Origin of the sequence: Streptomyces sp. NPDC021225 (genome assembly GCF_044332865.1) — a bacterium.
GTDB lineage: Bacteria > Actinomycetota > Actinomycetes > Streptomycetales > Streptomycetaceae > Streptomyces.
In genome coordinates this window covers 165,313-179,615 of sequence record NZ_JBIRPV010000001.1, presented here as the reverse complement: position 1 = coordinate 179,615, position 14,303 = coordinate 165,313, and the positions used below count along the sequence as shown (strand labels likewise).

Annotated in this window: 14 protein-coding genes, 1 tRNA gene and 1 pseudogene; 5 read left to right on the top strand and 11 right to left on the bottom strand. The window is 70.9% G+C overall.

Translation table 11 applies throughout. The annotated features are described in order from the left end of the window. Window positions 1-57: 57 nt before the first annotated feature. Window positions 58-1,371, bottom strand: a complete 1,314-nt coding sequence (locus ACH4S9_RS00845) for a DUF445 domain-containing protein (RefSeq protein ID WP_311727295.1) — start codon at window positions 1,369-1,371, stop codon at window positions 58-60. Window positions 1,372-1,733: 362 nt separating this feature from the next. Here ACH4S9_RS00845 and ACH4S9_RS00840 point away from each other — a divergent pair, with 362 nt between their 5' ends. Beyond that, entirely contained in the window at window positions 1,734-3,041 is a 1,308-nt protein-coding gene (locus tag ACH4S9_RS00840; RefSeq protein ID WP_361187923.1) for a GDSL-type esterase/lipase family protein, read from the top strand. A 24-nt stretch (window positions 3,042-3,065) separates the two neighbouring features. Here ACH4S9_RS00840 and ACH4S9_RS00835 read toward each other — a convergent pair whose 3' ends face one another. The 4 genes from ACH4S9_RS00835 to ACH4S9_RS00820 all read right to left on the bottom strand — a co-directional run bounded on the left by ACH4S9_RS00835 (window position 3,066) and on the right by ACH4S9_RS00820 (window position 6,621). Beyond that, window positions 3,066-3,731, bottom strand: coding sequence for a DUF1707 domain-containing protein (locus ACH4S9_RS00835; protein WP_358844599.1), 666 nt, complete (start codon window positions 3,729-3,731; stop codon window positions 3,066-3,068). An 81-nt stretch (window positions 3,732-3,812) separates the two neighbouring features. Continuing rightward, a complete protein-coding gene (locus ACH4S9_RS00830; RefSeq protein WP_398368974.1) occupies window positions 3,813-4,892 on the bottom strand; it encodes an ATP-binding cassette domain-containing protein in 1,080 nt (359 codons plus the stop codon). Between the two features lie 45 nt (window positions 4,893-4,937). Then, entirely contained in the window at window positions 4,938-5,702 is a 765-nt protein-coding gene (locus ACH4S9_RS00825; RefSeq protein ID WP_311727469.1) for an ABC transporter permease, read from the bottom strand. 118 nt (window positions 5,703-5,820) lie between these two features. Further along, complete coding sequence (locus ACH4S9_RS00820) at window positions 5,821-6,621, bottom strand: ABC transporter permease (RefSeq protein ID WP_398368972.1); 801 nt, start codon at window positions 6,619-6,621, stop codon at window positions 5,821-5,823. Between the two features lie 299 nt (window positions 6,622-6,920). On the opposite strand from ACH4S9_RS00820, the gene ACH4S9_RS00815 reads away from it, so the two are divergent. Further along, the gene (locus ACH4S9_RS00815; RefSeq protein ID WP_398368970.1) at window positions 6,921-9,209 is read left to right on the top strand and encodes a transglycosylase domain-containing protein; all 2,289 of its coding nucleotides are present in this window, start codon (window positions 6,921-6,923) and stop codon (window positions 9,207-9,209) included. A 60-nt stretch (window positions 9,210-9,269) separates the two neighbouring features. Here ACH4S9_RS00815 and ACH4S9_RS00810 read toward each other — a convergent pair whose 3' ends face one another. Together ACH4S9_RS00810 and ACH4S9_RS00805 are read right to left on the bottom strand one after the other, a co-directional pair. After that, window positions 9,270-9,572, bottom strand: a complete 303-nt coding sequence (locus tag ACH4S9_RS00810) for a co-chaperone GroES (protein WP_048831771.1) — start codon at window positions 9,570-9,572, stop codon at window positions 9,270-9,272. Between the two features lie 146 nt (window positions 9,573-9,718). Further along, window positions 9,719-10,039: a DUF3618 domain-containing protein gene (locus tag ACH4S9_RS00805; protein WP_311727302.1), complete on the bottom strand. Its 321-nt coding sequence runs from the start codon at window positions 10,037-10,039 to the stop codon at window positions 9,719-9,721. 152 nt (window positions 10,040-10,191) lie between these two features. Here ACH4S9_RS00805 and bcp point away from each other — a divergent pair, with 152 nt between their 5' ends. From bcp to ACH4S9_RS00790, 3 genes are all read left to right on the top strand, one after another. Next, the gene (gene bcp / locus ACH4S9_RS00800; RefSeq protein WP_311727303.1) at window positions 10,192-10,659 is read left to right on the top strand and encodes a thioredoxin-dependent thiol peroxidase; all 468 of its coding nucleotides are present in this window, start codon (window positions 10,192-10,194) and stop codon (window positions 10,657-10,659) included. 151 nt (window positions 10,660-10,810) lie between these two features. Next, a complete protein-coding gene (locus ACH4S9_RS00795; protein WP_398368967.1) occupies window positions 10,811-11,824 on the top strand; it encodes an HNH endonuclease signature motif containing protein in 1,014 nt (337 codons plus the stop codon). Window positions 11,825-11,877: 53 nt separating this feature from the next. Then, window positions 11,878-11,962: transfer RNA gene (locus ACH4S9_RS00790), tRNA-Leu, on the top strand. 50 nt (window positions 11,963-12,012) lie between these two features. Here the strand turns inward: ACH4S9_RS00790 and rdgB are convergent. From rdgB to ACH4S9_RS00770, 4 genes and pseudogenes are all read right to left on the bottom strand, one after another. After that, the gene (rdgB, locus tag ACH4S9_RS00785) at window positions 12,013-12,615 is read right to left on the bottom strand and encodes an RdgB/HAM1 family non-canonical purine NTP pyrophosphatase (RefSeq protein WP_398368965.1); all 603 of its coding nucleotides are present in this window, start codon (window positions 12,613-12,615) and stop codon (window positions 12,013-12,015) included. A 39-nt stretch (window positions 12,616-12,654) separates the two neighbouring features. Next, window positions 12,655-13,116, bottom strand: coding sequence for a hypothetical protein (locus tag ACH4S9_RS00780; protein ID WP_398368963.1), 462 nt, complete (start codon window positions 13,114-13,116; stop codon window positions 12,655-12,657). Window positions 13,117-13,206: 90 nt separating this feature from the next. Continuing rightward, on the bottom strand, window positions 13,207-13,938 hold the full coding sequence (rph, locus tag ACH4S9_RS00775) for a ribonuclease PH (RefSeq protein ID WP_311727308.1): 732 nt from the start codon (window positions 13,936-13,938) through the stop codon (window positions 13,207-13,209). Window positions 13,939-14,008: 70 nt separating this feature from the next. Continuing rightward, a pseudogene (locus ACH4S9_RS00770) lies at window positions 14,009-14,266 on the bottom strand (glucose PTS transporter subunit EIIB); the annotation flags it as partial. Window positions 14,267-14,303: the final 37 nt, after the last annotated feature.

Sequence of the window (14,303 nt, the reverse complement as noted above, 5' to 3'; positions counted from 1 at the left end):
AGGCCCTGCGGCCCGCACTCTCCATAGCGAGGCGCGCGGAAGCCCGAATCCGCCCCCCTACCCCCCGACCAGCCGCGAGATCGTATAGATCGCCAGCCCGGCCAGCGCGCCGACGACCGTGCCGTTGATCCGGATGAACTGGAGGTCCCGCCCGATGTGCGCCTCGATCTTCCGGGAGGTGTGCTCCGCGTCCCACCCCGCCACCGTCTCGGTGATCAGCGAGGTGATCTCGTCGCGGTAGGTGGTGACCACGTACACCGCCGCGTCCTCCAACCAGCCGTCGACCTTCGCCCGCAGCCGCTCCTCGGTGGCCAGCCGCGCGCCGAGCGAGAGGATCGCCGCCCGCGCCCGCAGCCGCAGCTCGCTGCGCTCGTCCTCCGCCGCCGCGACGATCATCGCCCGCACGGAGGCCCACGCCGAGGCGATCAGGTCCTGCACCTCGCCCCGCCCCAGCACCTCCGTCTTCAGCCGCTCCACCCGCGCCCGGGTGTCCGTGTCGGACTGGAGGTCGCCCGCGAAGTCGCTCAGGAAGCGGTCCAGCGCTCCGCGCGCCGGATGCGCCGGCATGTCGCGCATCTCGGTGACGAACCGGAGCAGCTCCTTGTAGACCCGCTCGCCGACCTTCCGGTCGACGAACCGCGGCGTCCAGCCCGGCGCGCCGCCCGCCACCGCCTCCATCACCGACTCGTTGTGCTCGACCAGCCAGTCGTGGGCGCGCACACACACCAGGTCCACGGCACGGTGGTGCCCGCCGTCCGCGACGATCCGCTCCAGCATCTTGCCGAGGCCCGGCGCGATCTCCTGCGCGTCGGCGCGCCGGGTGATCGCCTCGCCCACCACGGCCTGGACGTCGGAGTCGCGCAGCACGGTGAGCGCGCCGCGCAGGGCCGTCGCCAGTTCGGCCGTCACCCGGTCGGCGTGGGCGGGCTCGGCCAGCCAGGTGCCCAGCCGGCTGCTGATGCCGACGGACCGCAGCCGCATCCGCACCACGTCCCCGGACAGGAAGTTCTCGCCGACGAACTCGCCGAGGCTCACCCCCAGCTGGTCCTTCTTGGTGGGGATGATCGCGGTGTGCGGGATGGGCAGCCCCATGGGCCGCCGGAACAGGGCGGTCACCGCGAACCAGTCGGCCAGGGCGCCGACCATCCCGGCCTCGGCGGCCGCCGCCACATACCCGGCCCAGCCGCCCGCCCCCGCCGCCCGCGCCCAGGTGGCCAGCGCGTACACGACGGCGACGGCCAGCAGCAGCGCCGTGGCGATCGTCTTCATGCGGCGCACGCCACGGCGCTTCTCCAGGTCCAGGGGGCTGTCCGAGGAGAAGGCGGCCCTCGCGGCCGCGGGCGGCGGCTGGCCCGCCTCACCCGTCGTCATCCGGTCCATTCGCTCCACCCGGTCGAGCCGTCCCCTCGGTCATTGTCTCTTTCTGCCCCGATCCCGATCACAGTCGCCCGATCGCAGCCGCCCGATCACGGTCGCCCGATTTCAGCCGCCCGATTTCAGCCGCCTGATTTCAGTCGCCTATGAGTGGAACGTACGGGGGGTTCCCATCGTCTGAGTGGGCGAGCGACCCCGTACGCCAGGGGCAGGCCGACGGGCGAACGCGTCCCGCGCCATGGGATCATGGTGGACCGACCGGACCGCGTCGGCGTCGCTGTTCTCTCGCAGTTCCCGTCCACTTTCGGAGCCCAAGCTCCGTCTGCCCGAGGAGACACCCGTCCATGAGTGCGCCCCCCATGCCCAGACACACGGCCTACGCCGTGCTCGCTGGGCTGGCGGCTGTGGTGGTCCTCGTCTCGACCGCGATATTCGTCGGGGTCGGCAACAGCGACGGAAACATCGACGCCGCCACCCGCAACCCCCGCAGCTCCGCCGCCCCGGCCTCGGCCGGCTCCTGGGTGGGCACCTGGTCCACGTCCCCCGCGGCGGCCGAGCCGAACACGCTGCGGGGCTACGCCGGCATGTCGATACGGAACGTCGTCCACACCAGTGTCGGCGGCAGCCAGGCGCGCATCCAGCTGTCCAACCTCTACAGCGCCCGCCCGCTGACGATCACGCACGCCTCGCTGGCCCTGGCGGCCGCCCCCAGCAACCCCACCGCCACCGCGGGCACCATGCGCCGCCTCACCTTCGGCGAGCAGTCCTGGGTGACCATCCCGGCCGGCCAGGCCGTCACCAGCGACCCGGTGCGGCTGGACATCCCGGCCGACGCCGACCTGCTGGTGACCACCTACGCCCCGCGCGCGTCCGGCTCGGTGACCTACCACCCGCACGCCCGCCAGACCTCCTACCTGGCCCGCGGCGACCGTACGGAGGACACCGTCGGCGTGGCCTACACCGAGCAGAGCCCCTACTGGCGCTATCTGACGGCCGTGGACGTGTGGAGCACGGAGGCGCAGGGCGCCGTCGCCGTCCTCGGCGACTCCATCACCGACGGCATCACCTCCACCGCCGGCGCCAACCACCGCTGGACCGACTTCCTCGCCGAGCGGCTGCGCACCGAGTCCGGGGCGCCCCGCTACAGCGTGCTCAACTCGGGGATCAGCGGCAACCGCGTGCTGACCGACGGCACGCAGGTCCCGCCGAACAACCCCAGCGGCCTGTCCCGCTTCCGGCGCGACGTGCTCTCCCGTACGGGCGTCAGGGCCGTCGTGATCGAGCTGGGCGTCAACGACATACTGCGCACCCCGCACGAGACGGACCCGGACGCGATCGTCGCCGGGCTGCGGCGGCTGACCGAGCAGGCGCACGCCCGCGGGCTGCGCGTCATCGGCGCCACCCTCGCGCCCTTCTACGGCCACCGCGGCTACACCCCGCAGCTGGACGCCGTGCGCCAGCAGGTCAACGCGCAGATCCGGTCCGGCCGGGTCTTCGACGACGTGGTCGACTTCGACAAGGCGCTGCGCGACCCGATCTTCCCGCTGCGGCTGCGCCCGTCGTACGACTCGGGCGACCACCTCCACCCCAGCGACGACGGCTACCGGGCGATGGCGCGGGCGCTGGACCCGCAGGACCTGAAGGGCGGCGTGGCGGCCGCCCTCTAGACCGTGTCGGTCAGGCCCCGCCGCTCAGTCCTCGCCGCCCTCGAGCCGGAGCCGCTTGCGCTCCTCCTTGAGGCGCTTGCGCTCCTCCTTGCGCAGCTTGCGCTCGACGGCCACGCCCCCGAACAGCGCGAGTCCGGTGACGGTCACACGCGGCGAGTCCGGTGCGCCGTCACCGGCCCCGCTGTGGTCGAAGGCGCCCATGATGCCGACGCCGCTGACATGCACATCCAGGTCCGGCGGTGCCGTGACCTGGAGCCCGCCCATGATCGCGAAGCAGCGGATCACCGTGTCGCGGTCCTCGAAGCGGGCCTCGCGCAGATCGATCTCCCCGCCGCCCCAGAAGACGAAGGAAGTGAAGCGGCGCGCCACGGTCCAGGCGCCCTTGCGCTGGAAGCCGCTCATGATGGCGATCCCGGTCCGGGAGGTCGGCGGCGAGCCGATCCGCTCCGCCCAGCCGCCTTCGGCCGCGGGCGCGAGATCGGCGGCAGGGCGGCCGGGCACCGGGAGGTCCCGTACGAGCGGTTCGAGCTCCCCGTGGGTCCGGGCCCGGTACGCCGCGTCCAGCCGCTCGTCGAACTCCTCCATGGTGAGGCGTCCTTCGGCGACGGCTTCCCGGAGCACGTCGGCGATCCGCTCGCGCTCGGCGTCCGAGGCCCGCATCTCCAGCCCGGCCTGAGGTTGGGGTGTCATGTCCCCCGAGGATGCACCGCTCGTCATACCGACAGACTAACGGCGCGGGGCCAACAGGCCACGTCCAACGGACCGGGTCCTTCAGACCGGGTCGGCCGTCCGCCGCGCCGACTCCCCCTCCGTATCGCCCGCCGAATCGCCCGCCGTCCCGCCCTCCCCCACCCCCGGCCCGCGCCCCGCCGGATACAGCATCTTGGCGATCACGTCCTCGATGTCCGGCTCCCGCACCGACAGGTCGACCAGCGGATATCCCTCCGCCACCGCCGCCACGATCGGCGCCGCGCTGCTCCCGGCAGGGAACGCCAGCCACTGCCGGGGCCCCTCCACCTTCACCGTCCGCGAACCGGGCACCTCGATCGGCGGCAGCTCCCGCTCCAGGTCGACCACCAGCGTCCGCTCGCTCTCGCCCACCGCGTGCAGCCCGTCGAGCCCGCCGTCGTACACCAGCCGCCCGTGGTCGATGACCATCACCCGCCGGCACAACTGCTCGATATCGGTGAGGTCATGGGTGGTCAGCAGCACGGTGGTGCCCTGCTCTGCGTTCACCTCGCGCAGAAACTCCCGCACCTTCGCCTTGCTGACCACATCCAGCCCGATCGTCGGCTCGTCGAGGTAGAGCACCTCGGGGTCGTGCAGCAGGGCGGCCGCGATGTCGCCGCGCATCCGCTGGCCGAGGGAGAGCTGACGGACCGGCACGTCCAGGAGCTCGCCGAGTTCGAGGAGTTCGACGCACCGGTCGAGGTTCTCGCGGTACCGGGCGTCCGGGATCCGGTACATCCGCCGCACCAGCGCGTACGAGTCGCGCAGCGGCAGGTCCCACCACAGCGTCGTACGCTGCCCGAAGACCACCCCGATACGGCGCGCCAGCCGGGTCCGCTCGCGCGAGGGGTCGATCCCGGCCACCCGCAGCCGGCCGCCGCTGGGCACCAGGATCCCGGTGAGCATCTTGATCGTGGTGGACTTCCCGGCGCCGTTGGGCCCGATGTAGCCGACCATCTCCCCGCGCGCCACCCGGAAGCTGAGGCCGTCGACGGCGCGCACCTCGCGCCGCTCGCGGCGCAGCAGCCCGGCCCGGCGCCGCACCTGGAAGACCTTCTCGACCCCGTCGAGCTCGATGAAGTCGTCGGTGAAATCGTCGGTGGAATCGTTCGTCCCGGCCATCCCGGCTCCTCTCACTCTCCTCTCCCTCTTCTCATCCCTCACCCGTCAGCTGCCCGTGCTCCGATACGACCGCAGCCCCGCCCGCCAGGCCAGCCCGGCCAGCGCGCAGCAGCCCAGCGCGACCAGCGGGGCGCCGAAGCCGATCCAGCCGGGCAGGCCCAGCGGGTTCTCCCGGCGCAGGATGTGGAGCGCGGGCAGCCAGTTGACGAAGGCCAGCGGGATGACGAAGGTGACGCCGCGCAGCAGGTCCTTCGCGAACACCGTCGGCGGGTACTGGAGCAGCGTGTTGCCGCCGTAGGTGAAGGAGTTCTGCACCTCGGAGGCATCGTTGGCCCAGAACTGGAAGGCCCCGCCGGCCACGAACACCGCCCCGAAGATCGCACCCCCGCTCAGCAGCATCACCGGCACCAGCAGCACCCGGTCGGCCGTCCAGTCGATGTCCAGCCGGACCAGCGACCAGATGAGCAGCAGCAGCCCCTGGGTGATCCGGCCCAGCCTGCGCAGCGCGAAACGGTCGGCGGCGGCCTGCGCGAGGATCGGCACCGGCCGCACCAGCAGGGTGTCCATCGTCCCGTCGCGGACCCGGCGGCCGATCCGGTCCATGCTGCCCAGGGTCAGATCCGTGAGGCCGAAGGCGGTGCTGGTGGTGCCGTAGAGGAAGGCCACCTCGGGCAGGGTGAAGCCGCCCAGCGTGCCGACGTGCGAGAACATCAGCACGATGACGACGAAGTCGAGCCCGGTCGCCAGGAAGTTCCCGAGCGTCATGATCAGGAACGAGGTGCGGTACGCCATCGTGGAGCGCACCCACATCCCGATGATCAGCAGATAGGCGCGCAGCCCGTAGTAAGCGCGGGAACGAAGGGTCTCGCGGGACTCGCGGGAACGAAGGGTCTCCGGGGAGCGAAGGGGCTCCGGGGAACCAAGCGACTCAGCCACCCTGGACCACCACCTTCCGGGTGGCGACCGACTGAAGCGCCCGCCCCGCCGCGAACAGCACCACCGCCCACCCCGCCTGGAAGGCGAACGCCCGCACGAGCCCGGCCCCGCGGTGCTCCTCCAGAAAGACATCCGCGGGCACCTGGAGCATCGCCGCCCACGGCAGCGCCCGGGCCGCCTCGCCCAGCTGCCCGGGGAAGACGTTCAGCGGAAGGATCATCCCGGAGAAGAACAGACACAGCAGTCCGCTCATCATCGAGATCCCCGTGATGTCGAGCAGCCAGAAGGCGGTGAGCGCGACCAGATAGTGCATCGCGAAGCCGACGCAGACCGCGAGGGCGACCGACAGCAGGAACCAGGCCCAGGTCAGCGCCGAGCCGGGCAGGGTCAGCTCGAAGAACAGCGAGCCGAACACCATGGGCAGGATCCCGCGCCCCAGCAGCTGGAACGCGGCCCGGCCGAGATCCCCGGCCAGCCACCACAGCTGGAGATCCACCGGCCGGTAGAGATCGACGGCGATGTCGCCGGAGCGGATCCGCTCCTGGAGCTCGTCCTGGAAGCCCCCGCCCATCAGCGCCACGGTCGCCAGCAGCGCCTGGCCCAGCCAGACGAACGTCAGCGCCTGGGAGAGGTCATAGCCGCCCAGGTGCGGCCGCTGGTCCCACAGGGCCGTATAGGTGTAGGCGACGATGAAACCGAAGACCGTATTGGTGAAAACCCCGGCCGCGGTGGCGACCCGATAGGTCGCATAGCGCCGGAAGCCGGTCACCGCGACGGCCGCGTACAGCCGCATAGGGCCGCTCTCCCCTTCCCGCCCATTCCCGCTTGACACCAAAGCCCAGGAGCCTAGCCGCGCGGCCGGGGAGAGAGCCAGGCATTATTCACCCGGTCGGAGCACGGAACACCACCCGGATGGCGGGCGCAACATCATCCATTCCGCCGGTCACAGAGCCGTCACAGGTGTTAGCCACGGCCCCGGTCCGGAACGGATGATGCGACAGTGTTTTACGGGGCGTACCAGGCCAATCGCCCGACCGTGCACGATTCCGCCGCGGCGCAACCCTCGACGGCGGCCGAGGAGTCTCAAAGGACATGAGCGACGAGCCCCAACTGATCGACGGCGGCATGGGCGGCCCGGACATCACCAGCCCCCATGGCGTGGGCGACCCCAGGTCCGCGCGGACCAAGGGCAGAAAGGGCCGTCCCAAGCGCACCGGCTGGCGCCGGGCGCTCCCCACCTGGCGGATGGTGGTCAGCGGCCTCCTGGTGATCGTGTTCCTCGTCGCGGGCGGGCTCGTCACCGGCTATCTGCTCGTCGACATCCCCGCGGCCAAGGACATCGCCATCGCCCAGAGCAATGTCTTCCTCTACTCCGACGGCACCCCGCTCGCCCGCGAGGGCAAGATCAACCGGGAGAACGTACCGCTCAGCCAGGTGCCCAAGGCCACCCAGCACGCGGTGCTCGCCGCCGAGGACCGGGACTTCTACGCCGAGTCGGCGATCAACCCCGAGGCGATGCTCCGGGCCGCCTGGAACACCGCCACCGGCAAGGGCAAGCAGTCCGGCTCCACCATCACCCAGCAGTACGTGAAGAACTACTACCTGGACCAGGAGCAGACCGTCTCCCGCAAGGTGAAGGAGTTCTTCATCTCGATCAAGCTGGACCGGGAGGTGAGCAAGGACGACATCCTCGAGGGCTATCTCAACACCAGCTACTTCGGGCGCAACGCCTACGGCATCCAGGCCGCCGCCCAGGCCTACTACGGCAAGGACGCCAAGGACCTGGACCTCGGCCAGGGCGCGTACCTCGCGACCCTGCTCAACGCCCCCAACGCCTACGACGTGGTCACCCACCCGCAGAACAAGGACCGGGCGCTGGCCCGCTGGAACTACGTCCTGGACGGCATGGTCAAGAAGGACTGGCTGACCAAGGCCGCCCGCGACAGGATGACCTTCCCGGCCCCCGGCAAGGTCACCGCCCAGTCGGGCATGTCGGGGCAGCGCGGATATCTGGTCGAGGCCGTCGAGGCCTACCTCACCGAGAACGGCGTCATCGACGAGCAGACCCTGGCCCGCGGCGGCTACCGGATCACCACCACCATCGACCGGAAGAAGCAGAACGCGTTCGTCAAGGCGGTGCGCGAGAAGCTGATGAGCAAGCTCGGCGACTCCCGGAAGGTCGACTCGTACGTCCGCGCGGGCGGCGCCTCGATCGCCCCGAAGACCGGCCAGGTGGTCGCCCTCTACGGCGGCATCGACTACACCAAGCAGTTCGTCAACAACGCGACGCGCACCGACTACCAGGTCGGATCCACGTTCAAGCCGCTCGTGCTCGCCTCCGCGCTCCAGAACGGCTCCACCACGCAGGCCGGGGAGCAGATCACCCCCTACACGATCTACGACGGCACCAACAAGCGCGAGGTCGTCGGGCCCGACGGGCCCACCGGCTACAGCCCGGCCAACGAGGACGACGTCGACTACGGCGACATCGACGTCACCACGGCCACCGACAACTCGGTGAACTCCGTCTACGCCCAGATGGCGCAGGACGTCGGCCCGGCCAAGGTCAAGCAGACCGCCATCGCCCTCGGCGTCCCCAAGGACACCCCCGATCTGACCGCCTCCCCCTCCATCGCGCTCGGCCCGGCCACGGCCAGCGTGCTGGACATGACCGAGGCGTACGCGACCCTCGCCAACCACGGCGTCCACACCCCGTACAGCCTGGTCTCGAAGATCACCAAGGATGGCCAGCAGCTCGAACTCCCGTCGCACAAGACCGACAAGGCCATCACGCGCGCCGCCGCCGACTCCACCACCACGGTCCTCCAGAGCGTGGTGGACGGCGGCACCGCCACCGCGGCCCAGGCCGCCGGGCACCCCGCCGCGGGCAAGACCGGCACCGCGGAGGACGACAAGGCGGCCTGGTTCGCGGGATACACCCCGGACCTGGCGACGGTCGTGGCCGTGATGGGCCAGGACTCCGCCACCGGCACACAGAAGTCGCTGTACGGGGCGACCGGCCTGGCCCGCATCAACGGCGGCGGCTACCCCACGGAGATCTGGGCCGCGTACACCGCCGCCGCGCTCCAGGGGCGCACCCCGGCCGAGTTCGACCTGCGCCCCGAGGGCGGCACCGACGCCGACACCCTGCCGCTCCCCCCGGCCACCACCGATCCGGCCGTCACCACCCCGCCGGTCACCAGCGCCCCGCCGTCCACACTCCCGGCCGACCCGACCGCGGACCCGTCCCTGCCGACCCTCACCCCGCCGGCGAACCCGACCACCCAGCCGACGTACACCCCGCCGACGGGCCTCCCGGGGACGGCGGACCCGCCGACGACCGATCCGGTCGACCCCGGGCTCCCGGAGGCGGGCGGCTGAGGCGGAAACACGGAGGGTGGTGACCGAGGTCACCACCCTCCGCGCATGTCTCGCAGCTTTTCAGAGATACAGCCCCGTGGAGTCCTCGGACCCCTCCAGCCGCTCGGCCGCGACCGCGTGCAGATCGCGCTCCCGCATCAGGACGTACGCGACGCCGCGGACCTCGACCTCGGCCCGGTCCTCCGGGTCGTAGAGCACCCGGTCGCCCGGCTCCACGGTCCGTACGCTCTGCCCGACCGCGACCACCTCGGCCCAGGCCAGCCGCCTGCCGACCGCCGCGGTCGCCGGAATGACGATGCCGCCGGTCGAGCGCCGCTCGCCCTCCGGGATGTCGGTTCGGACCAGCACCCGGTCGTGCAGCATCCGGATGGGCAGCTTGTCATGGGACGTGTTCGTACTCACGCCCCTGACCGTACCTGGCCCGGCGGCACACCGGAGGCACAGGACGGGCAAAGCCTCGCCCACCGCCCCCGGGCCGCCCCCGGGCCGCCCCTCGGCCGCCCGCTGCGCTACGAACGGCGACGCCGCGATGACATCGCGTACAGCCCGGCGAGCCCCACCACCACGAGCGCCACCGGAATGATCCGCTCCAGCCGCGGCGCCCCCTCCTCGGAGACGAACTGCGCGCGCACGCCGCTGACCGCGCGGTTCACGGAGACATACGCCCGCCCCGCCGTCCGGTCCACGGCCGACATCGCCTTCGCCTTCGCGTCCCCGACGATGGTCTTGGGGTGCACCCGCTCCCCGATCTCGTCGAGCGTCGCGGCGAGCTGCTGCCGCCTGTGGGCGATGTCCGCCTCGATCTGCGCAGGGGTCCTGGCCTCCGACACCGCGCTGCCTCCGTCAATCTCGATGATCCGGTGATGGACAGTCTGTCAGCTCTCCCTGGCCCGCGCCCCACAGCACCCCCGATCGGCGAGCTGGCTAATGTCGGGTGGGTACACACCCGCGCCCCGCGCACGTGCCACGAGGAGACCCCACCATGAGCGAGCGCCTTCAGCCCGGCGACACCGCCCCCGCCTTCACCCTGCCCGACGCGGACGGCAACCCTGTCTCGCTCGCCGACTACGCCGGCCGCAAGGTCATCGTCTACTTCTACCCGGCCGCCCTCACCCCCGGCTGCACCAAGCAGGCCTGCGACTTCACCGACAACCTCGACCTCCTCGCCCAGCACGGCTACGACGTCGTCGGCGTCTCCCCGGACAAGCCCGAGAAGCTGGCGAAGTTCCGCGACAAGGAGAACCTCAAGGTCACCCTCGTCGGCGACCCCGACAAGGAGATCCTCCAGGCGTACGGCGCCTTCGGCGAGAAGAAGATGTACGGCAAGACCGTCACCGGCGTGATCCGCTCCACGGTCGTCGTCGACGAGCAGGGCAAGGTCGAGCGGGCCCTGTACAACGTCCGCGCCACGGGCCACGTCGCCAAGATCATCAAGGACCTGGGCCTCTGACCCGCCCCCGTCCCGGCGCCGCGGGGTCACCACCCCGTGGCGCCGTCGATCCGCTCCATCTCGTAGCCCCACGCGGCGCGGGTAACTCCTGGGCGGCCCATTCGTTACTCAGTGCGATGGCACTACGTATGGCCGTACAGGGAGGGTAGCCATGCGGATCGAACAGGCGATGCCTGACCCCTACGAACGGGAGCGGTTAACGGCCGCGGTCGCCGAGTCCAGGGGGTGGGCGGAGCTGATGCGCCGCCTCGGCGTCAAGGTGAGCGGCGGCCGACGACGTGCCCTTCAGCGCAGGGCGGCCGAGTACGGGCTCGATACCAGTCATTTCCAACAACAGAGCCCACGACGCAAGTTCCCCGACGAGGTAATAGCCGACGCGGTCGCGTCGTCGACCACCCTTCGCGAGGTCGCGGTCAAGCTCGGCGCTCCTCCAGCGACTGGCACGCTGTCGCACATCAGGCGCCGTATCGCGGCTGCGGGAATCGACATCGCCCACTTCCCTGGCCTTAACCGCCGACAGGCGGATTTGCCGTTCACCGCCGAAGAGCTTGGCACGGTCGCCTCGTCGGCCCGGAGCATCCGCGGTGTGGCCCGCGCACTCGGCGTACCGGACGACGGCCGATCACGGGCGGCGTTGGGGCGCATGCTCAAGGAGTCAGGCATCGACACGAGCCACTTCCGTAACTCGCGCCTCGCGATCCCGGAAGAGTCCCTTCGGGAGGCAGTTCTCAGGGCAAGAAGTTTCGCCGAGGTGATGCGGCTGCTCGGGCTTCCTGCGGACTACACAAATCACCGACGGGTGCGGCAGCAAGCGGTTCAATTAGGGCTCGACACTTCCCACTTCACGCGGAGGACCTGGAGCACAGTCCCGGCCGGAAAGCCGAAATCCGTAGCCGATGACGTGCTACGGCTGTTCCCGGAAGGGACGCCGCGCATGAACCGCCGCCGTCTGCATCAGGCACTCCAAGAGGTCGGCGTACCGTACTCCTGCATGTCCTGCGGCAACACCGGCGAGTGGCTGGGCAGGCCGATGACTCTGCAGATCGACCACGTCAACGGCGACTGGCTCGACAATCGGGCGGAGAATTTGCGCTACCTCTGCCCAAACTGCCATGCCCTTACCGACACCTGGTGTCGGCGTGGGAAGAAGAGCACCACCACCTAGCGCTCACCCCGATACCGTCACAGTCACCAGGCCGGTAGCATGGTCTGCGACTGGCGGCCGTGGCGTAATCAGGCAGCCGCGCGGCGCTTAGGCCGCCGTGGGAGAAATCCCGTGTGGGTTCGAGTCCCACCGGCCGCACCGCCGAAGGGGTGGCTCGCTGAACCGGCGAGCCACCCCTTCGACGTCGCTCACCCCATCAGATCCCGCACCAGCGGCGCGAGCGCCCGGAACGCCTTGCCCCGGTGGCTGATCGCGTTCTTCTCCTCGGGGGTCAGCTCGGCGCAGGTGCGGGTTTCGCCGTCGGGCTGGAGGATCGGGTCGTAGCCGAAGCCTCCGCCGCCGGTGGGTTCGCGGCGGAGGGTGCCGGGGAGGCGGCCGGTGACGACGCGTTCGGTGCCGTCGGGGAGGGCGAGGGCGGCGGCGCATTCGAAGTGGGCGGCGCGGTGTTCGTCGGGGACGTCGCCGAGCTGGGCGAGCAGCAGGTCGAGGTTGGCCCGGTCGTCGCCGTGGCGGCCCGACCAGCGGGCCGAGAAGATGCCGGGGGCGCCGCCGAGGACGTCCACGCACAGCCCGGAGTCGTCGGCGACGGCGGGGTGGCCGGTGGCCCGGGCCAGGGCGTGGGCCTTGAGGAGGGCGTTCTCGGCGAAGGTCACCCCCGTCTCCTTGACGTCGGGGACCTCCGGATAGGCGTCGGCGCCCACGAGTTCGACGTCGAGTGCGGCGTCGTCCAGGATGGCGCGCAGCTCGATGATCTTGTACGTGTTGCGGGTGGCGAGGATCAGGCGCTTCATGGCTGTCGATTATCGACGCTGTCGCGGCTGACGGCGCCGTCAGGGGGTACAGACCTTGGTCAGCTCGTCGGCCGCGTCCTTGACGGGGCTGAGGTCGGGGTCCTCGCCCTTGTCGATGGCGGTCTGGACGTTGTCCACGGCCTTCTGGAGGTGGTCGACGGCCTTGCCGACATCCGCGTCGCCGGTCTTGTCCTTGGCCTCGTCGATGTCCTTCTTGAGGGCGTCGAGGACGTTGTCGGCGTTCTGCGGGTCGGTCACCACGTCCTGGAGGTTGTCCACGCCGGTCGTTATGTCGACGGCGAGCTGCGCGCAGTCGATGGCCCTGTCGACCGCGCTGCACCCGACGGTGATCGGCACGGCGAGGGCGACGGCGGCGAGAGCGGTGAACGCGGTCGTACGGCGGTAGCGGTCGAAGCGGCCGAGGTGGTGGTGGCGCGGCGTCATGGACGGGTCCCCTCCCCTGGTGGCGGTGCGGGCGCACGCCGTCGCGTACGCCCGCATCCGCGTATTCGAGTATCCGTACCTGACTACACGCCACCGGCCGTCAGCAGGTTGCTTTTTGATGTTCTGCCGGCACCGGAATGGCGGGATTCACAGCTCGCCGGCGAGCGCCGCGCGCTGGATCCCGGCCAGTTCGCCGCAGCCCGCGACGGCCAGGTCCAGCAGCGCGTTCAGCTCCTCGCGCGCGAAGGGCTCGCCCTCGGCGGTGCCCTGGACCTCGACGAAGCGCCCGTCGCCCGTGCAGACGACGTTCATGTCGGTCTCGGCGCGCACGTCCTCCTCGTAGCACAGGTCGAGCAGCGGGATGGCGCCGACGATGCCGACGCTGACGGCCGAAACGGTGCCGGTCAGCGGCTGGCGGCCGGCCTTGATGAGCTTCTTGCCCTGGCCCCAGGCGATGGCGTCGGCGAGGGCCACATACGCGCCGGTGATGGCCGCGGTGCGGGTGCCGCCGTCGGCCTGGAGGACGTCGCAGTCCAGGACGACGGTGTTCTCGCCGAGGGCCTTGAAGTCGATGACGGCGCGCAGCGAGCGGCCGATGAGGCGGGAGATCTCGTGCGTACGGCCGCCGATCTTGCCGCGGACGGACTCGCGGTCGCCGCGGGTGTTGGTGGCGCGCGGCAGCATGGCGTACTCGGCGGTGACCCAGCCCTCGCCGCCGCCCTTGCGCCAGCGCGGCACGCCCTCGGTGAAGCTGGCCGTGCACAGCACGCGGGTGCCGCCGAAGGAGACGAGGACGGAGCCCTCGGCGTGCTTGCTCCATCCGCGCTCGATGGTCACCGGGCGGAGCTGGTCGGGCGTGCGGCCGTCGATACGAGACATGGGGCGAGCCTATCGGCAACGCCGGGGGCGGTTCGGCTCGGTTCTGCCGGGTTCAGGGCGATCGAGCCACTCACATGAGGTCTTCGATGTCGGCGGCGACGGGGTCCGCGTCGGTGCCGATGACGACCTGGATGGCGGTGCCCATCTTCACCACGCCGTGCGCGCCGGCGGCCTTGAGCAGGGCTTCGTCGACGAGGTCGGCGTCCTTGACCTCGGTGCGGAGGCGGGTGATGCAGCCCTCGACCTCGATGATGTTGTCGATACCGCCGAGCCCGGCGACGATCTTCTCAGCCTTGCTGGCCATGTCCACTCCTGTTGTCTCGGCTTGATCTTGGCTTGTCTCGGCCCTGGGGCGATACCGACGA